Below are 16,975 nucleotides of genomic sequence, written 5' to 3'. Positions count from 1 at the left end.
CGATGCGGGCCATGACAGTCACGCCGGGGAAGTCTGACTCGGCGACAGTGGGTGACGTCCCGGAGCCACCCGTCGCCGACGGATCGATCCTGGTGCAGGGCCTGCTGACAGGCATCTGCGGGACCGACCTCGAGCTGGTTTCCGGCGCGTTCGGCAGCGGCCGCCCGGGCGCGGACCGGCTCGTTATCGGACACGAGTCGGTCGGGCAGGTGCTGGAGGCGCCGCTGGGCTCGGGCTTCGCACCCGGCGACCTGGTCGCCGGAGTGGTACGCCGGCCCGACCCGGTGCCCTGCGTGGCGTGTGCGCGTGGCGAGTGGGACTTCTGCCGCAACGGGCAGTACACCGAGCGCGGCATCAAGGAGATGGACGGGTACGGCGCCGAGCGCTGGCGCGTGGACCCCTACTTCGCCGTACCGGTGCCGGCTGAGCTGGGAGAGCTCGGGGTTCTCGTGGAGCCGGCCAGCATCCTCACCAAGGCGTGGGAGCAGGTGGACCAGGTCGGCGCCCGGTCGTGGTTCGCCCCGCGGCACGTGCTCGTGACGGGCGCCGGTCCGATCGGGCTGCTCGCCGCACTGATCGCCAAGCAGCGCGGGTACGACGTACACGTGCTGGACCGGGTCATGGACGGGCCGAAGCCCGAGCTGGTCCGGGCGCTCGGCGGGACGTACCTGACTGACCTGGGGCAGCTGGACGTCGTACCGGACGTGGTGATCGAGGCGACCGGTGCCGGGCAGCTGGTGTTCGACTGCGCATCCCTGCTGCCGCCGGCTGGTGTCATGTGCCTGGCCGGCATCCACCCCGGCCCCGCAACGGTCAACGTGCAGCTCGACGCGCTGGTGCGGCAGCTGGTCGTCCGCAACGCCGCACTGGTCGGGACGGTGAACGCGGGGAAGCGCCACTATGCGAGCGCGGTCGACGTGCTGCTGGCGGCGGACCGGGCCTGGCTGGAGGGGCTGGTCACCCGGAGCGTGCCGCTGTCCGACTGGCCGGCCGCATTGGTGCGGGAACCGGATGACATCAAGGTGGTCGTGGACTTGCGGCGATGACCTGCGAGGATGGTGGATGACGAAGGGCAGACCGGGCCATGCCCCGAGCTGCCCCGCGATGGAAGGGAGCGCCGACTCGTGTCGGACCCGAACGCTCGGACCGCCGAGCAGATCGAGGCGGATATCGCCGCCACCCGTGCGCGCCTGGCCTCGACCGTGGACGAGCTGGTCGACCGGGCCAGCCCGAAGAACCTCGCACTGCGCCAGGTCGAGCAGGCGAAGTCCCAGGTCTTCGACGAGCAGGGGCAGTTGCGGACCCAGAAGATCCTCGCGGTCGCGGGGGCCGTCGCCGGTGTCGTCGGTGTGCTGCTGGTGATCCGCCGCCTGGTGGGTCGCCGGTGACTCCACGCAAGCGGCTCTCCGACGACAAGCTGCCGATCCGGATGCTGCACGACCGCGTCCTGGTCTCCCTCGAGCAGGAGGGCGAGCGCAAGTCGTCGGCGGGCATCCTGATCCCCGCCACCGCGCAGATGGGCCGTCGGCTGGCCTGGGCCAAGGTCGTCGCGATCGGCGCCAACGTGCGCACGGTCGAGGTCGACGACCGGGTGCTGTTCGACCCGGAGGACCGGGCCGAGGTGGAGGTGCGCGGCGACGACTACATCCTGCTGCGCGAGCGGGACCTGCACGCGGTGGCCGCCGGCCGCCTGGAGGACGGCCAGACCGGCCTCTACCTCTGAACTACCTCTGAGTTACTTCTGGAAGCCGAAGCGCGTCGGCGCCTTTCCCGCCCCGGTGACCAGGTCGCGGACGAAGGCGCCGACCAGCGGCACGAACTTGAAGCCCTGGCCGGAGAATCCAGCCGCGACCGTGACCGGCCCCGCGCGGTCGATGACGAAGTCGGACGTCGGGGTGTTGTCGTAGAGGCAGCTGATCGCCGTGGACCTGCCGGAGTCGAGCCCCGGATACCACTCCTCGACGTACCGCAGCAGGGCCGCGTCGCGCTCCGGCTCCGGCTGGAAGTCCCGCGTGTCCGGGTCGACCTCAGGCCCGCTCGCGTGCAGACCGACCTTGACGCCGGAGCCGGGCTCGTAGAGGCCGTAGCTCTCAGGGCCGTGGTGCACGAAGCTGGGCCATTCCAGTCCGGCCGACACGGGCGTGAAGAACCGCGGCTGCTCCTGCGTCACCCTGAACGGCGGCAGCGACACCAGTCCGTCGGCCAGCCTCGGAGTCCACGGACCGGCCGTCAGTACGACGTGCCGCGCGCGCACCGCACCCCCCGGTACGTCGAGCTCGACCATCCCGTCGTACGGCCGTAGCGCTCGGACCGGCGACTGCACGCGGAACTCGGCACCCAGTCGAGCAGCCACGACCTGTAGCGCGTGCACGGTCCGGTCGGCGTACAACCGGCCCGACCCCGGCTGGTACAGCACCGCGGTCTCGAACCGGAACCCCGGCCAGCGCTCCGTGGCCTCCGCCGCGGTCAGCACCGCGCCGGTTGCCGCGTGCAACGAGCGGAAGGTGTCGACGGCCGCCTCACTCATCCCGTGGTCGATCCCGCCGGTCTCCTCGAGCAGTGTCTCGCCCGACTCCGCCTCCAGCTCCCGCCACAGCGGCCGGGCCCTCTCGGTCAGCTCAGCGATCTCCGCGTTGTCCGCAGCCGGCCGGAACAGCCGTGTGGCGCCGTGTGACCCGCCCCGCTCGTGCCCCAGCGTGAACTGCTCCAGGACGACGACCTCTCGTCCCGCCCCGGCCAGTGCGCGTGCCGCGGCCGACCCCATCGCGCCGGCCCCGACCACCGCCACGTCGTACGTCATCCGGTCACCCCCTGTCCGCACAGATCGTAGTGAAGTGGACAGTCGATCTCACCTGCCGAGCGGGTAGGGGAGAATAGGCGGGTGATCTTCGAGACCTCCAGCCGGTTGCCCGACTTCCCGTGGGACAAGCTCGACCCCTTCAAGCAGCAGGCGGCCGCCCACCCGGACGGCATCGTCGACCTGTCTGTCGGCAGTCCGGTGGACCCGGTGCCGGCGCTGGTGAAGCAGGCGCTGGCCGACGCCGCGGACGCCCCGGCCTACCCGACCACGATCGGCACGTCGGCGGCGCGGCAGGCGGCCGTGGACTGGATGGCGCGACGGCTCGGCGTGACCGGCGTGGACCCGCAGCGCGGCGTCCTGCCCGTGATCGGCACCAAGGAGCTGATCATGATGCTCCCGACGCTGCTCGGCATCGGGGCCGGCGACACCGTCCTGATCCCGGACCTGGCCTACCCGACGTACGAGGCGGGCGCCGCGCTCGCCCGGGCGGCCAGCGTGCCGGTCGTGGACCCGACGACGTACGACGGCCCGGTCCGGGTCGCGTACTTGAACTCGCCGCGCAACCCGTCCGGTGAGATCACCTCGCCCGACGACCTGCGGCGCGCCGTCGAGTGGGCCCGGGCGAACGACGTCCTGCTGGTCAGCGACGAGTGCTACACCGAGTTCGGCTGGGACGAGAAGCCGGTCTCCGTGCTGCACCCGGACGTGTCCGGCGGCAGCTTCGACAACCTGCTGGCGGTGCACTCGCTGTCGAAGCGCTCCAACCTGGCCGGGTACCGCGGTGGCTTCGTGGCCGGCGACGAGACGGTCGTGGCGGAGCTGCTCGCCGTCCGCAAGCACGCCGGGCTGATGGTGCCGTCGCCGATCCAGGCAGCGATGGCCGCCGCGTTCGCCGACGACGCGCACGTGGAGGAGCAGCGTGCCCGCTACCTGCGTCGCCGCGCCGTCCTGCGGGACGCGCTGACCGACGCGGGCTGGGAGATCACCCTGTCGAACGGCGGGCTGTACCTGTGGGCGTCGCACCCGGAGTACGACGCGTACGGCTCCGTCGGCGCACTGGCGGACCGGGGCATCCTGGTCGCACCCGGTGCGTTCTACGGCGCCGCGGGCGAGCGGCACGTCCGTGTCGCGCTCACCGGGACCGACGAGCGCGTCGACGCCGCGGTGAAACGACTGCAGGAATGAAAGAACTTCCCGTCTTCGTGTGACGTCTTCCTGTGTGACTGCCTCTTATAAGGGGTACGTGATGTCCAGGGAGGGTGGGGCGGATGAAGCGCTTCGTGGGGGTAGCAGTCGCTGTTGTGCTGAGTCTCGGCTCTGTCGGCGTAGCGCACGCGGAGGACTCTCCTTCGCCGAGCGTCACGCCGTCTGCGACTCCGACCGAGACGCCTACACCGGCTCCGAGCCTTACACCGACTCCAACACCGACGTCGACTCCGACGCCAAAGCCGACGCCCACGCAGTCGGCTGCTGTGACTCCCGCGGCGGCCTGGTCGATCACGCTGGACCAGCCGGCTGCCTCGTGGGAGGACAAGCCGACGATCTTCACCGGCAAGATCAGCCAGCCGATCACCGGGTCGTACATCACGCTGTGGCAGCGCGTTCCCGGCGCCTGGGTGCTGCGCGCGTCGACCCGCACCACGACCGGCGGCGCGTACCGCTTCAGCTACGTCTCGGCGTACACGGGGACCTGGGCGTTCCGCACGATGATCGGCGTCAAGGCCGAGACGGCGCTCGCGATCTCGGACTACCGGACCGTGCCGATCCAGGACCGGAAGATCCTGCTCAACACCCCGGCGTCCTGGTACGCGACGCTGACCGGCGTGTCGGTCACCGGCCGGATGGTCCCGGCCGAGCCGGGCAAGGAGCTCGCGCTGCAGGAGTACCTCGGCAGCGGCCGGTGGGGACTACTCAACATCGCCAAGATGGATGCGGCGGGCAACTTCCGGTTGAGGGTCCCCGACGACCTGCCCAAGACCCGGACCGTCCGCGTGGTCACGCGCTACGTCACCCAGGCCGCGATGGAGTACTCGGGCCTCGCGACGATCGTGATCAAGGCGGCCCTGAACCCCAAGGTGTACGCCGTGTCCGCCGCGATGGTTCCGTACACGTACCGCAGCGGCTGCCCGGTGCGGCCCTCGTCGCTGCGGCTGCTGCAGCTGAACTACTGGGGCTTCGACGGCCGTGTGCACCGCGGCGAGCTGATCCTGCGTGACGCGGCGGTGGCGAAGATGATCACCGTGTGGACCTCGACGTTCGCCTCCAAGTTCCCGATCCGGCAGATGCGCCGGGTGGACGTGTTCGGCGGCAGCGACATCAAGTCGATGGCGGCCGACAACACGTCGGCGTTCAACTGCCGCCGCGTCACCGGCGATCCGTACTCGTTGTCGCCGCACTCCTACGGCTGGGCGATCGACATCAACACCGTCGAGAACCCGTACCTGGCCGCGAACGGCGTCTGGTACCCGTCGAACGGGCTGGCCTACCGCAACCGGTCCGTGGTGCGCCCCGGCATGCTGTTCTCCAGCAGCGTCGCCACGAAGGCCCTGGTCGGACAGGGGTACTTCTGGGGCGCCGGCTGGTCCAAGCCCGACTACCAGCACTTCGAGCCCAAGTGAGAACCGCAGTAGTCGCAGGTGTCCTGGCCGCAGTCCTCGTCGGCTGCAGCTCCAACTCGGCTGCGGAGCAACCGGCCCCGAGCTCAACGCCCAGACCGACGCCGGTGATTCCTTCCACGGTCAGCGGGACGGTGCCGGTGCCACCGACCACGCTGCCCAGCACCAAGCCGACCGACGCCGCGCTCCCACCCGAGCTGCCCGAGCAGGCGACCGCACCGCCGCCGCCCAACGCCGGTCCACTCACAGCAGCCAACCTCCCGGCGCCGGAGAAGCTCGGCGCGGGCTGGAAGACCTACACCGACCCAGGTGGGGCCGAGGCCGGCTTCATCGGCAACAACACCTGGACCCGTCGCCGTGACCCACACCAGGCCGCCTACGAAGCCCTGCCCTCCGGCTGCGCCGGCCGCACGGTCAACGGCTCACTGCCCATCCCGGCCTACGCGCTGACCGGCAGCTACCGCACCGCGGACGCGTTACCTGCCACCGCGCTCCTGCTCCGCTTCACCAACTCGACGCAGGCCGGCGCCTACTACGCCGGTTACCAAGCCCGTATGAAGGCTTGCGGCACCGGCGGCGACCTGGGCGTCAAAGGGCTCTGGGCCGACGCCACAGCCGCCACCGCAGTGCGTTCGTACGCCGGAGCCGAGTCTTACGTAGACGTGTCGGTAGTGAAGGGCGCGACGGTGGCCCTGCTTGCGACAAGCTCCCCCCAGGCGGACAAGCAGTCCGACTGGGCGCACACCGTCGTACCAGCCCTGGAAGCCGTCATCGGCTAGCGTCGACCACCGCCCGCGCGAACTCCCGCGGCGCCTCCTGCGGCACGTTGTGCCCCACGTCGAACGTGCGGTGCTCGTAGCGCCCGATGAAGTGATCCCGGTACGACGACCCGTCGCCGGCCGGCGTGAACGGGTCGTGGCGTCCGTCGATCGTGATCGTCGGCACCGCGATCTTCGGCGCGTTCTGCAGATTCGCCTCGAGCTCGGCGTACTCCGGCTCGGCGGGGATCAGGCTCTGCCGCCACCGGTAGTTGCCGATCACGATGGCCTCCCAGTCCGGGTTGCCGAAGGCCGCCGCGGTCCGGGCGTACGTCGCGGCGCTGAACTTCCAGGTCGGCGAGTTGAACTTCCAGATGAACTCGCCGAGCTCCTGCTTGTACTGGTGCAGGCCCTGCACGCCGCGCTCGGTGGCGAAGTAGTACTGGTACCACCAGGCGTTCTCGGCCGCGGGCGGCAGCGGGCCCTTGTTCGCTTCGAGGTTGGTGATCAGGTACCCGGTGACCGAGACGAGCGCCTGCACGCGCTCCGGCCACAGCGCCGCGATGATGTCCGCGGTGCGCGAGCCCCAGTCGTAGCCGGCCAGCACGGCACGCTGGATCCCGAGTGCGTCCATCAGCGCGAGGATGTCGAGCGCGAACGCCGCCTGGTCCACGTTGCGGGGCGTACCGGCCGAGCGGAACGTCGTACTGCCGTGGCCGCGCAGGTAGGGCACGACGACGCGGTAGCCGCGGCGGGCGAGCAGCGGGGCGACCTCCTCGAAGCTGTGGATGTCGTACGGGAATCCGTGCAGCAGCAGCACCGGCGTGCCGTGCGCGGGCCCGAGTTCGACGTACCCGACGTTGAGGACGCCGGCGTCGATCTGCTTCACCGGGCCGAAGGGGAGCTTGGGTGTCGCGGCCGCCCCGCCGGTGACGAGCGGGACGACACCGGCCGCGAGGGCGGCGGCGCCGGTGGTCCGGAGGAGGGTGCGGCGGCTGACGTTCATGAGGGACCTTTCTGGTCGGGCGAGGTTCGGTACGCCCTCAGATTCGCCCGGGTGGGAACCCGGTCGAACCCGTGAGATCCACTGGTCGGTCCACACACCACCGCAGAAGTTGTATTACCTTTCAGTATTTCGTGTCCTACACTCCGGTTATGGGTGACTTCGACCGGTATGCCCGACTGACCGCGCGGCTGGACGCGCCGTACGCGGTGATCGACCTCGCCGCGTTCCGGCGCAACGCCGACGACCTGGTCCGGCGCGCCGCCGGGACGCCGATCCGGATCGCCTCCAAGTCGGTCCGCTGCCGCGCGCTGATCTCGGCCGCGCTCGAGCGGCCCGGCTTCCACGGGTTGATGAGCTACGCGCTGCCGGAGGCGCTCTGGCTGGCGCGCAACGGGGTCGACGACATCCTGATCGGCTACCCGACGACCCACCGGGCCGCGCTCCGCGAGCTCTCGCAGGACACGGCGGCGGCCGCACGGATCACGCTGATGATCGACTCTCCGGAGCACCTCGGGTACATCAAGGCCGTCGCGACCGGCCCTGCCCGGATCCAGGTCTGCCTCGACGTCGACGCCTCGCTGCGGGTTCTCGGCCGGCACCTCGGCGTCCGGAGGTCCCCGCTGCGCACCCCGGCCGAGGTCGCGGCGCTCGCGCGCACGGTCGCCGCCGACGACGCGTTCGAGCTGACCGGTGTGATGTTCTACGAGGCGCAGATCGCCGGTCTCCCGGACACGTCGCCGGCCGTCCGCTGGGTGAAGCGCCGTTCGGCCGCCGAGCTCGCCGAGCGGCGCGGCGCCGTTGTCGACGCGGTCAAGCAGGTCGCGCCGCTCCGGATCGTCAACAGCGGCGGTACGGGCAGCCTGGAGATCAGCAGCGCCGATCCTGTCGTCACCGAGGTCACCGCGGGCTCCGGTCTCTACGGCCCGACCCTCTTCGACAAGTACGACGTGTTCCAGCCGGAGCACGCGATGGCGTACGCGCTGGACGTCGTACGACGGCCCGCGCCGCGGATCGCCACGCTCTTCGGCGGTGGGTACGTCGCGTCGGGGCCGGCGAAGAAGTCGCGCCTGCCGCTGCCCGCCGCGCCGTCCGGACTGAAGCTCCTGGGCACCGAAGGCGCCGGCGAGGTGCAGACCCCGGTCCAGGGACAATCGGCCGATCGGCTGCGTCTCGGAGACAGAGTGTGGATGCGCTACGCGAAGGCCGGCGAGATGCTGGAGCGGTTCGACGTCGTGCACGCGATTGACGGCGAGCAGGTGAGCGAGTTGGTCACCTACCGCGGCGAAGGGAAGAACTTCGGATGAGCACCTGGCGGAACTGGGCGGGCACCGAGTCCGCGACCGGGGTCGAGGCCCTGCGTCCGGGCTCCGTCGACGAGCTCGCGGCGGCGGTCAAGTCCGCGGCCGAGCAGGGCAAGAAGCTCAAGGCGGTCGGCTCCGGGCACTCGTTCACCGGCTGCTCGGTGCCGCAGGAGGCGATGATCCGCCTCGACGGGCTGTCCTCGATCACCCACGCCGACCGGGAGTCCGGCCGGGTGACCGTCGGCGCGGGCACCGGGCTGCGGAAGCTGAACGCGGGCCTCGCGGCGTTCGACCTCGCGATGGCGAACCTCGGCGACATCGACAAGCAGACGATCTCCGGCGCGATCTCCACCGGCACCCACGGGACCGGCGCGCGGCTCGGCGGCCTGGCCACGCAAATCGTCGCGCTCGACCTGGTCACCGCGGACGGGTCGGTGCTGCACTGCTCGGCCGACGAGAACCCGGACGTCTTCGCCGCCGCCCGGGTCTCGGTCGGCGCGCTCGGCGTGATCAGCTCGCTCACCCTGCAGTGCGTGCCGGCCTTCCTGCTGCGCGCCCAGGAGATGCCGCTGCCGCTGCCCGAGGTGCTGGACGGGTTCAATGAGCTTGCCGACGGCAACGACCACTTCGAGTTCTACTGGTTCCCGCACACCGATATCGCGCTGACCAAGCGGAACAACCGGGTCGGGCCGGGCGTCGGCGCCTCGCCGGTCGGCCGGGTCCGCGGCTGGATCGACGACGAGCTGCTGTCCAACAAGGTCTTCGAGCTGACCAACCGGCTAGCGGTGCGGCAGCCCGGCATGGTGCCGCGGATCAACCGGCTCGCGTCCAGGGCGCTGTCCGCCCGCGAGTACGTGGACGCGTCGTACAAGGTGTTCTGTTCCGAGCGCAACGTGGTGTTCCGCGAGTCGGAGTACGCCGTGCCGCGCGAGCACGTCGTCGACGTGATCCGCCGGCTGCGTGAGTGGATCGACGCGTCCGGGTCGCGGATCCCGTTCCCGATCGAGGTCCGGGTGGCCGCGGCGGACGACATCTGGCTGTCCACGGCGTCCGGCCGCGACACGGCGTACGTCGCGATCCACCAGTACCACCGGCTGCCGCACGACCCGTACTTCCGGGCCTTCGAGGACATCGTCGCCGACTACGACGGGCGGCCGCACTGGGGCAAGCTGCACACGCTGACGGCCGACAGCCTGCGCGGCCGGTACCCGCGCTTCGACGACTTCCTCGCCGTCCGCGACCGGCTGGATCCGCAGCGAACGTTCGAGAACCCCTACACCCGCCAGGTCTTCGGAGGCTAGCCTGCGGACATGAGTGAACCGCAACCGCTCGAACCGGTGACCGAGGACTGGCAGAAGGCGCTCGCCGTCGTCGCGCACCCGGACGACCTGGAATTCGGCACCGCGGCCGCGATCGCGCGCTGGACCGGGCAGGGCAAGCAGGTGGTGTACTGCCTGCTGACCTCCGGCGAGGCGGGGATCGACGGCGTCGACCCGGCCGAGTGCGGCCCGCTGCGCGAGGCCGAGCAGATCGAGTCGTCCCGGATCGTCGGCGTGTCCGTGGTCGAGTTCCTCGGCCAGCCGGACGGCACCATCGAGTACGGCGTGGCGCTGCGCCGGCTGATCACCGCCGCGATCCGCCGGCATCAGCCGGACATCGTCATCACGAACAACTTCCGCGACACCTGGGACGGCGACGTGCTGCTGAACCAGGCCGACCACATCAGCACCGGCCGGGCCACGCTCGACGCGGTCCGCGACGCCGCGAACCGGTGGATCTTCCCGGACGCCGGCGACAAGTGGGACGGCGTCCGCCAGGTCTGGGCGGCCGGCTCACCGAACTCGCGGCACGGTGTGGACACCACCGGCACGTTCGAGGCCGGCGTCCGGTCCCTGCAGGCGCACAAGGCCTACATCGACGGGCTGAACCGCGGCTTCGACGCCGAGGAGTTCCTCGAAGGGACGTCGCGCCCGGCCGGCACCCAGCTGGGCACGAAGTACGGCACGAGGTTCGAGGTCGTCACTCCGTGAGGTAGGCGCGCAGGTGCGGCGGGGTCGGCTTCGGGCGCCGCGGCTCGCGGTCGCCGGCGGTGTCCGGGCCGGGCGGGTTGTCCGGGCCGACCCACGAGCGGACCAACGCGCGGCCGCCCTTGCGGGTCATCCGGTGCAGGTCGATCTGCTGGACCTGCCGGGCCGGGATCCCGAGCTGCGCGAGGCTGCGGTTCGCCATCGCGCAGGCGGCGTCGTGCTTGCGCGGCGACATCTTCTGCTGCAGGACGATCGCGATCGTCCCGTCCGGCAGGTCCTCGATCCGCCGGAACCGCAGGCCCTTGTCCAGGGAGCACGAGTTCAGTGCGAGGTCGAGGTAGTCGGCGTCGGACAGTCGGCGGTCCGGCTTCGCGCGCGCTACCACTTCGTATCGGGCCATGCTCCGATGATCCGCCGCCGGTCGCCGGAATTCCAGGAATCTGCGATCAGCGAAGTCGGTCGACGGCCGCCGCCACCTCACCCGGGTTCGAGATCAGCGTCAGGTGGTTGGCCTGCGGGATCAGCGTCGGCGGGGGCGCGCCGATGCGCGTCGCGGTCTCCGTCGGGTTCCCGCCGTTCGTGTCGTCGGCGCCGAAAACGACCGCTTTCGGGAGTTTCAGTGCGCTGAGCTTCGCCAGCCGGTCGGGGGAGACCGCGGGGATGCCGTGCGCGGTCATCTGCCAGACCGCCTGCTCGGCGCCGGGCTGCCGGAACGGGCGCGTCCACTCGTCGACGTCCATCTCCGGGCAGCCCGGGGAGCAGACACTGTTGTAGATCCGCTTCAGCAGCCAGCCCTGGTCGAGCACCAGCCGGAACAGCGAGGTCCGGTACGGCGGGACGACGAGCCAGCGCGGCGGCCCGGCCTGACCGCCCGGCAACGGCAGCCCGTCGCCGTCGAGGAACAGGATCCCGCCGATCCGCTCCGGCGCCTCGAGCGTCGCCTCGGCCGCGATCCCGGCGCCGAGCGAGTGCCCGACCAGGATCGGCCGCGGTTCACCCGGCCCGCCGAGGTGCATCGCGTCGAGGAACCCGAGCAACTGCGCCGCGAGATGCTCGACCGTGTACGGCGCCTTGCGCTCGGAGTACCCGTAGCCGGTCATGTCGTACGCGTACACGCGATGGTGGGTGGCGAGCAGCGGCACGAGCCGGGACCAGGTGTCGACGGACTCCGCCGAACCGTGCACCAGGATGACGGGCGCACCCGACGTACCCCACGTCTCGTAGCGGGTGTTGACGTCGGCCGCCCGCACGAACTTGAGGCCGGGTGGTGGCGCGGCGGTTCCCTTGGTGGCGAGGTTGTAGCCGAGTGATGCCGCGGTGACGATCAGCCAGAGCCCGAGAAGTCCCAGGAACCCCCGCCACAGGAACCGTTTCACGGTCCCCAGTCTGACAGTGCTAGAGCTGCAGGATCCGCTGGGACTCGGTCAGCACCGCGGGGGAGGCGAGCGACTGCCACCGCGGGATCTGCTCCTGCAGGAACGGGCGCAACCGCACGGCCCGCTCGGCGTCGTGGTCGAGGACGTCGAGCTCGTTGACGATCGTCAGGTCGACGAAGTCGCGGAGGTCCTCGGTGCCGAGCTCTTCCGACGTACCGGTGAAGCGGTCCGTCACCGTCCGGTGCTCGGCGAGGTCGCGCCACGTGGTCTCCCGGTCGCAGGCGCCGTACCGATAGACGATCAGCTCGGCCTCGGTCCCGATCACCGACTCCAGGACCGCGCGCTCGGCCTGCCAGTCGAACAGGTGGGTCGGGAAGCCGTCGGTGCCGTACGCGGCGTGGGCGAGGCCGGCCAGCACCAGGGTGTCGGACGCACCCACGGAGCCGAGGCGCTTGGCCACGCGGTGCAGGTGGACGTACAGGCTTCCGCCCGCATGGTCGATCTCGTCGGCGCCGCGCACCAGCAGCAGCGAACCCAAGTCCTGGAAAGTGCTCATCTGACCCCTTCTCACCCCGGAGCGGCCAAATCCCGCAGGGCACCCACGGTAAGGGCAATGACCGACGCCCGCCCAGCACTACGGCGTGCCGTTTCAGTCACACCGTGTTCATGTCCCGGTTCATGTCCTGGTTCACGTCCCGTTCGCTGCTCAGGAGTCCGCCGGAGGCGACCCCGGAGCGAGCCCTGAAACCGGCCCGCAAAGGTTCCGCCCGGCGGGAGTCGGCGCGACGATCGGGACATGAGCAACACCGCAGCCCGCTGGACGCTGGTCGCCGTGCTGGCCGCCGTACTCCTGCTGACCATCACCGTCACCAACGCCCTGGCCGCGGCCGAGAACCGCCCCACCACGCCCTCCTCCGCAACCGCCGACCGCTGACCCACCTGGTTGCCGCAGGCAAGTGTCGCGGGCCCGGCGAGGCTGTGCCGCAGCCTGAAACGTCAGAACCCGTCCGCAACCACCTCACACGGTTGCGGACGGGCTCTGCATTTTTCTGCCCGTGGTGGTCAGGGAAGGTGACCGACCACGGGAAGTCTTCAGTCGAGGTCGGCGAGGGCCTTGCGGGCGGCTTCGAGCTCGGCCTCGAGGGCGGCGACCTTCGCGGCCTGCTGCGCGCGGGCCTCCTCGATCACCTCGTCGATCGGCGTCGACAGGTCCTCGTGCAACTCCTTGGCCGCACGGGAGACCGCGGCCGCGGCGACGGCCAGGTCGCGGGCCAGGTAGGTCGTGCCCTGCTTCAGCTCGGCCCGCCACTCGCCGTCCGCCGTGCCGGTGACGGTCAGCGTGAGCTCGAGGGTCTTGGTCTTCTTGCTCGCAGCCTTCTTCGCCGGCGCCTTCTTCGGCTTCGCGACCTCGGCCGAGGCGGCGTCGGACGCGTCGGGGGTCTCGGGAGCCGCGGCGGCCGACGAGTTCATCAGGTCGGGAGTGTCGGCGACGTCGGACGGCGTCTCTACTGCCAGAGTGTCTACAGTCATCGTTGCGGCGATCTCCTTCGGAACTGGCACTGTGCGACCATTAGAACACATGTTCGATTCGCACACCAACAAGCCTGACCAGGAAGCGATCGATCTGCGCCTCCAGTGGTGGCAGCTCCGCCTCCGGCTCGTTGATCCGGATCGAGACCGCGCCGTGCACGGCCGCGCGGAGATCGAGTGCCACGGCCGCCGCGTCGTCGGCCGGCGCGAGTCCGGCATCCATGCAGGCCTGGACGGCCGCCTTCGCGCGGACCGCCAGTTCCTCCTTGAAGACCAGGTGCATCCGCCGGTTCAGCGTGCTCTCGTGCAGCACCTTGTAGAGACCGGCGTAGTCGCGTGTCCAGCCGGCGAGGAAGAGCAGCCGGGCGCGTAGCCGCCGGACCGGATCGTCGCCGGCGCTCGTCTCGGCTTCCCCGAGGTCGCGCAGGAGGTCGGCGGTGCACTGCTCGAGCGCGGCGAACACGAGTTCGTCGCGGTCGGCGAAGTGGATGTACACCGAGGTCGCCGCGATCCCGACCTCGCGGGCGACCGCGCGCAGCGAGAGCGCCTCGTCGTCGCCGAGTTCGTTGAGCATCCGCAGCGCCGCGTCGATGATCTCGCGGCGCAGCAGCTCACCCTGCCCGCGCCGGTTCCGGCTCCGCGTCGTCCCAGCGTCCATACCGGCGATTGTATTGCAACGCACGTTGCCTTACAGTCGTAGCACTACAGCTGTTCACTTAAGGATGACGATGATCGAAAGCACAGTGGATGAGCAGGCAGCGCGCCGCTGGTGGGCGCTCGGGGCGGTGGCGACGGCACAGTTGATGGTGGGGATCGATCTGACGATCGTGAACATCGCGTTGCCGTCCATGCAGCAGGACCTGGGCCTCTCGGATCCGTCGCGGCAGTGGGTGATCACGCTGTTCGCGCTCGGGTACGGCGGTCTGCTGCTGCTCGGCGGCCGGATGAGCGACCTGATCGGTCGCCGGCGAGCGCTCCTGGCCGGACTGACCGGCTTCGCACTGGCCTCCGCGCTGGGCGGCGCAGCGACCGGTGGGGCCATGCTCCTCACCGGACGTGCACTCCAGGGCGTCTTCGGTGCGCTGCTGACGCCGGCCGTGCTGGCGACGCTCGCAGCCTCGTTCCCGTCGCCGGCCGAGCGTGGCAAGGCGTTCGGGATCTACGGCGCGGTCATGGGCAGTGCGTCCGGACTGGGCATCCTGGCCGGCGGCGTGCTGACGCAGTACCTCGACTGGCGCTGGGCCATGTATGTGAACCTGCCGATCGCCGCACTGGCCGCAGCAGGTGTCCTGTACGCCGTACCTCCCGTGCAGCGTGCTAGCGGCGTGCGCGTCGACGTACTAGGTGCGGTGCTGGCTACAACAGGTCTGATGGCGGTGGTGTTCGGCTTCGGCCGGGCGGAGTCGGACGGGTGGAGTGCGCCGGTGACGTATGCATCGTTGGGTTTCGGCGTGGCGCTGCTGGCCGGGTTCTTGGCTGCGCAGGCGCGCGTTGCAAATCCGCTACTGCCGTTGAGGGTCCTGGGAGACCGCAAGCGAGGCGGCTCGTACTTGGCCGTCTTGAGCCTGGCGATCGGCATGTTCGCCGCGTTGTTCTTCCTGGCGTTCTACCTGCAGACAGTCCGCGACTACTCACCGATCAGGGCCGGACTCAGCTTCCTGCCACTGACGGTCGGACTGATGGTCGGAGTGCGCGCAGTGAGCCGGCTGCTGGCCAGAGCGAGCGTGCGCGCACTCATCTGCCCAGGGCTGCTCACGATCGCAGCAGGTCTCGCACTGATCGGTCTTCTGCGCCCGGACAGCAACTACTGGCTGCAGGTCATGCCGGTCTTCCTGCTGGTCGGACTGGGGACCGGATGGGTCCTGGTCACAGCCAACAGCACCGCCACACTCGGCGCCGGCCCCGACAGTGCAGTGGCCGGCGCCATGGTGATGACGTCCCAGCAGGTCGGCGCATCGCTCGGCACGGCGTTGCTCAGCACCGTCGCCGGAACAGTGGCGGCCCGCTCCGACGCCGTCCACGGGTTCAACGTGGCCGGCGTCGGAGCTGCAGGCTTCCTCTGTGTTGCTGCGGTCGCCGTCTACTGGGTGCTCTCGGAGCGGTCACCCGACCACTCGAGGTGGAAGCTGCCCTCACGGTCGACCCGCTTGTAGGTGTGGGCGCCGAACAGGTCGCGCAGGCCCTGGATCAGGGCGGCCGGCAGGCGCTCGGCGCGGAGGCCGTCGTAGTACGACAGCGCCGCCGAGAAGCCCGGAGCCGGTACGCCGACGGTCGCCGCGGTCGCCACCACCCGGCGCCACGCCTCCTGCCCGCTCGCGACCGCGTCCCGGAAGTAGTCGTCGACCAGCAGCGACGGCAGGTCCGGGTTGCGGTCGTACGCCTCCTTGATGCGGTCCAGGAACCGCGCCCGGATGATGCACCCGCCGCGCCAGATCGTCGCCATCGCGCCGAGGTCGATGTTCCAGCCGTACTCGTCGCTGGCGGCACGGATCGCGTCGAAGCCCTGCGCGTAGGCGACCAGCTTCGACGAGTACAGCGCGTGCCGTACGTCGTCGACGAACGCGTCCCGGTCGACATCGGCCTTCACGTCACCCGGCCCGGGCAGGACGCCGGCCGCGGCCTCGCGCCGGACGACGTCACCCGACAGCGACCGGGCGAACACGGCCTCGGCCATGCCGCTGACCGGGATGCCCAGGTCCAGCGCGGACTGCACCGTCCAGCGGCCGGTGCCCTTCTGCTCCGCCTGGTCGAGGACGATGTCGACGAACGCGCCGCCGGTGGTCGGGTCGGTCTGGCTGAGGACCTCGGCGGTGATCTCGATCAGGAACGACTCGAGGTCGCCGGTGTTCCAGTCCCGGAACACGTCCGCGAGCTCCGCGGGGGACAGGCCGAGGACGTGCCGGAGCAGGTCGTACGCCTCCGCGATCAGCTGCATGTCGGCGTACTCGATGCCGTTGTGCAGCATCTTCACGAAGTGGCCGGCGCCGTCCGGGCCGACGTGCACGCAGCACGGCTCGCCGTTCACGTGGGCGGAGATCTTGGTGAGCATCGGCTCCAGCGCCGCGTACGACTCCGGGGAGCCGCCCGGCATGATGCTCGGGCCGTTCAGCGCGCCCTCCTCGCCGCCGGAGACGCCGCTGCCGACGAAGTGCAGGCCCTTGTCCTTCAGCGCGGCCTCGCGGCGGCGGGTGTCGGCGAAGTGCGCGTTGCCGGCGTCGACGACGATGTCGCCCTCGTCGAGCAGCGGCACCAGCTCGTCGATGACCGCGTCGGTCGGCGCGCCGGCCTTGACCATGATGATCACCTTGCGCGGCTGCTCCAGCGACTCGACGAAGCCCGCGAGGTCCGTCGACGGCACGAACTCGCCCTCGGAGCCGAACTCGGCGACCAGCGCGTCGGTGCGGGCCTGGGACCGGTTGTGCAGGGCGACGCGGAACCCGTTGCGCGCGAGGTTCCGGGCCAGGTTGCGGCCCATCACCGCGAGGCCTGTGACGCCGATTTGCGCTTTGGCAGAACTCATCGAAATCTCCCACAGTCTCAAGTTGTGTGCGGGACCAAGTCT

Annotated in this window: 19 protein-coding genes; 11 read left to right on the top strand and 8 right to left on the bottom strand. The window is 70.5% G+C overall.

All coding sequences use genetic code 11. The features are described from left to right. The first annotated feature begins 2 nt into the window (after positions 1–2). From ABZW60_RS01145 to ABZW60_RS01135, 3 genes are all read left to right on the top strand, one after another. Positions 3–1,046: a glucose 1-dehydrogenase gene (locus ABZW60_RS01145; protein WP_355472740.1), complete on the top strand. Its 1,044-nt coding sequence runs from the start codon at positions 3–5 to the stop codon at positions 1,044–1,046. A 78-nt stretch (positions 1,047–1,124) separates the two neighbouring features. Further along, positions 1,125–1,388, top strand: a complete 264-nt coding sequence (locus ABZW60_RS01140; protein WP_355472738.1) for a DUF3618 domain-containing protein — start codon at positions 1,125–1,127, stop codon at positions 1,386–1,388. A 41-nt stretch (positions 1,389–1,429) separates the two neighbouring features. Further along, the gene (locus ABZW60_RS01135; RefSeq protein WP_131362142.1) at positions 1,430–1,723 is read left to right on the top strand and encodes a co-chaperone GroES; all 294 of its coding nucleotides are present in this window, start codon (positions 1,430–1,432) and stop codon (positions 1,721–1,723) included. 12 nt (positions 1,724–1,735) lie between these two features. On the opposite strand, the gene ABZW60_RS01130 is transcribed toward ABZW60_RS01135, so the two are convergent. Further along, positions 1,736–2,800 carry an FAD-dependent oxidoreductase gene (locus ABZW60_RS01130; RefSeq protein WP_355472736.1) on the bottom strand — a complete coding sequence of 355 codons (1,065 nt, stop codon included), beginning with the start codon at positions 2,798–2,800 and terminating at the stop codon, positions 1,736–1,738. Positions 2,801–2,884: 84 nt separating this feature from the next. Between ABZW60_RS01130 and dapC the strand changes: the two genes are divergently transcribed. The 3 genes from dapC (at position 2,885) to ABZW60_RS01115 (ending at position 6,194) form a co-directional block, all read left to right on the top strand. Next, positions 2,885–3,985, top strand: a complete 1,101-nt coding sequence (dapC, locus tag ABZW60_RS01125; protein ID WP_355474473.1) for a succinyldiaminopimelate transaminase — start codon at positions 2,885–2,887, stop codon at positions 3,983–3,985. Between the two features lie 287 nt (positions 3,986–4,272). Further along, the gene (locus tag ABZW60_RS01120; RefSeq protein WP_355472734.1) at positions 4,273–5,418 is read left to right on the top strand and encodes a M15 family metallopeptidase; all 1,146 of its coding nucleotides are present in this window, start codon (positions 4,273–4,275) and stop codon (positions 5,416–5,418) included. 104 nt (positions 5,419–5,522) lie between these two features. Further along, the gene (locus ABZW60_RS01115; RefSeq protein ID WP_355472732.1) at positions 5,523–6,194 is read left to right on the top strand and encodes a hypothetical protein; all 672 of its coding nucleotides are present in this window, start codon (positions 5,523–5,525) and stop codon (positions 6,192–6,194) included. Here the strand turns inward: ABZW60_RS01115 and ABZW60_RS01110 are convergent. Beyond that, entirely contained in the window at positions 6,184–7,179 is a 996-nt protein-coding gene (locus tag ABZW60_RS01110) for an alpha/beta hydrolase (protein ID WP_355472730.1), read from the bottom strand. The two genes, ABZW60_RS01115 and ABZW60_RS01110, sit on opposite strands and share 11 nt — an antisense overlap. A gap of 149 nt (positions 7,180–7,328) precedes the next feature. On the opposite strand from ABZW60_RS01110, the gene ABZW60_RS01105 reads away from it, so the two are divergent. Genes ABZW60_RS01105 through ABZW60_RS01095 form a run of 3 tightly spaced genes read left to right on the top strand, consistent with a single transcriptional unit; the run spans position 7,329 to position 10,510 of the window. Further along, a complete protein-coding gene (locus ABZW60_RS01105; protein WP_355472728.1) occupies positions 7,329–8,483 on the top strand; it encodes an amino acid deaminase/aldolase in 1,155 nt (384 codons plus the stop codon). Further along, a complete protein-coding gene (locus ABZW60_RS01100; RefSeq protein WP_355472726.1) occupies positions 8,480–9,781 on the top strand; it encodes a D-arabinono-1,4-lactone oxidase in 1,302 nt (433 codons plus the stop codon). Before ABZW60_RS01105 ends, ABZW60_RS01100 begins: the two co-directional genes overlap by 4 nt. A 9-nt stretch (positions 9,782–9,790) precedes the next feature. Continuing rightward, positions 9,791–10,510, top strand: coding sequence for a PIG-L deacetylase family protein (locus ABZW60_RS01095; protein ID WP_355472724.1), 720 nt, complete (start codon positions 9,791–9,793; stop codon positions 10,508–10,510). Here ABZW60_RS01095 and ABZW60_RS01090 read toward each other — a convergent pair. Genes ABZW60_RS01090 through ABZW60_RS01080 form a run of 3 tightly spaced genes read right to left on the bottom strand, consistent with a single transcriptional unit; the run spans position 10,500 to position 12,439 of the window. Further along, positions 10,500–10,907, bottom strand: a complete 408-nt coding sequence (locus tag ABZW60_RS01090) for a hypothetical protein (protein ID WP_355472722.1) — start codon at positions 10,905–10,907, stop codon at positions 10,500–10,502. The genes ABZW60_RS01095 and ABZW60_RS01090 overlap by 11 nt on opposite strands. A gap of 46 nt (positions 10,908–10,953) precedes the next feature. Beyond that, positions 10,954–11,883, bottom strand: a complete 930-nt coding sequence (locus tag ABZW60_RS01085) for an alpha/beta hydrolase (RefSeq protein ID WP_355472720.1) — start codon at positions 11,881–11,883, stop codon at positions 10,954–10,956. A gap of 19 nt (positions 11,884–11,902) precedes the next feature. After that, positions 11,903–12,439, bottom strand: a complete 537-nt coding sequence (locus ABZW60_RS01080) for a DUF6817 domain-containing protein (RefSeq protein ID WP_355472718.1) — start codon at positions 12,437–12,439, stop codon at positions 11,903–11,905. A gap of 240 nt (positions 12,440–12,679) precedes the next feature. On the opposite strand from ABZW60_RS01080, the gene ABZW60_RS01075 reads away from it, so the two are divergent. Next, entirely contained in the window at positions 12,680–12,817 is a 138-nt protein-coding gene (locus tag ABZW60_RS01075; RefSeq protein WP_355472717.1) for a hypothetical protein, read from the top strand. A gap of 158 nt (positions 12,818–12,975) precedes the next feature. Here ABZW60_RS01075 and ABZW60_RS01070 read toward each other — a convergent pair whose 3' ends face one another. Beyond that, the gene (locus tag ABZW60_RS01070) at positions 12,976–13,413 is read right to left on the bottom strand and encodes a DUF6319 family protein (RefSeq protein ID WP_355472715.1); all 438 of its coding nucleotides are present in this window, start codon (positions 13,411–13,413) and stop codon (positions 12,976–12,978) included. Positions 13,414–13,453: 40 nt separating this feature from the next. Next, on the bottom strand, positions 13,454–14,071 hold the full coding sequence (locus ABZW60_RS01065; RefSeq protein WP_355472713.1) for a TetR/AcrR family transcriptional regulator: 618 nt from the start codon (positions 14,069–14,071) through the stop codon (positions 13,454–13,456). Positions 14,072–14,141: 70 nt separating this feature from the next. Here ABZW60_RS01065 and ABZW60_RS01060 point away from each other — a divergent pair, with 70 nt between their 5' ends. After that, positions 14,142–15,566, top strand: a complete 1,425-nt coding sequence (locus tag ABZW60_RS01060; protein ID WP_355472711.1) for an MFS transporter — start codon at positions 14,142–14,144, stop codon at positions 15,564–15,566. On the opposite strand, the gene gndA is transcribed toward ABZW60_RS01060, so the two are convergent. Continuing rightward, positions 15,494–16,933, bottom strand: a complete 1,440-nt coding sequence (gene gndA / locus ABZW60_RS01055; RefSeq protein ID WP_355472709.1) for an NADP-dependent phosphogluconate dehydrogenase — start codon at positions 16,931–16,933, stop codon at positions 15,494–15,496. The genes ABZW60_RS01060 and gndA overlap by 73 nt on opposite strands. Positions 16,934–16,975 lie beyond the last annotated feature (42 nt).

Origin of the sequence: Kribbella sp. NPDC003557 (assembly GCF_040610805.1) — a bacterium.
In the GTDB taxonomy this organism is placed as follows: domain Bacteria; phylum Actinomycetota; class Actinomycetes; order Propionibacteriales; family Kribbellaceae; genus Kribbella.
Note: the sequence above shows the minus strand (reverse complement) of the source record. Positions and strands in the feature narration are given on the sequence as shown.

Excerpts from the sequence above, each read along its gene's own strand:
- ABZW60_RS01060 (WP_355472711.1), top strand. The coding sequence starts at position 14,142 with ATGATCGAAAGCACAGTGGATGAGCAGGCAGCGCGCCGCTGGTGGGCG.
- ABZW60_RS01105 (WP_355472728.1), top strand. The coding sequence starts at position 7,329 with ATGGGTGACTTCGACCGGTATGCCCGACTGACCGCGCGGCTGGACGCG.
- ABZW60_RS01075 (WP_355472717.1), top strand. The coding sequence starts at position 12,680 with ATGAGCAACACCGCAGCCCGCTGGACGCTGGTCGCCGTGCTGGCCGCC.
- ABZW60_RS01130 (WP_355472736.1), bottom strand. The coding sequence starts at position 2,800 with ATGACGTACGACGTGGCGGTGGTCGGGGCCGGCGCGATGGGGTCGGCC.
- ABZW60_RS01110 (WP_355472730.1), bottom strand. The coding sequence starts at position 7,179 with ATGAACGTCAGCCGCCGCACCCTCCTCCGGACCACCGGCGCCGCCGCC.
- ABZW60_RS01065 (WP_355472713.1), bottom strand. The coding sequence starts at position 14,071 with ATGGACGCTGGGACGACGCGGAGCCGGAACCGGCGCGGGCAGGGTGAG.
- ABZW60_RS01090 (WP_355472722.1), bottom strand. The coding sequence starts at position 10,907 with ATGGCCCGATACGAAGTGGTAGCGCGCGCGAAGCCGGACCGCCGACTG.
- ABZW60_RS01070 (WP_355472715.1), bottom strand. The coding sequence starts at position 13,413 with ATGACTGTAGACACTCTGGCAGTAGAGACGCCGTCCGACGTCGCCGAC.
- ABZW60_RS01135 (WP_131362142.1), top strand. The coding sequence starts at position 1,430 with ATGCTGCACGACCGCGTCCTGGTCTCCCTCGAGCAGGAGGGCGAGCGC.
- ABZW60_RS01100 (WP_355472726.1), top strand. The coding sequence starts at position 8,480 with ATGAGCACCTGGCGGAACTGGGCGGGCACCGAGTCCGCGACCGGGGTC.
- ABZW60_RS01145 (WP_355472740.1), top strand. The coding sequence starts at position 3 with ATGCGGGCCATGACAGTCACGCCGGGGAAGTCTGACTCGGCGACAGTG.
- gndA (WP_355472709.1), bottom strand. The coding sequence starts at position 16,933 with ATGAGTTCTGCCAAAGCGCAAATCGGCGTCACAGGCCTCGCGGTGATG.
- ABZW60_RS01095 (WP_355472724.1), top strand. The coding sequence starts at position 9,791 with ATGAGTGAACCGCAACCGCTCGAACCGGTGACCGAGGACTGGCAGAAG.
- ABZW60_RS01080 (WP_355472718.1), bottom strand. The coding sequence starts at position 12,439 with ATGAGCACTTTCCAGGACTTGGGTTCGCTGCTGCTGGTGCGCGGCGCC.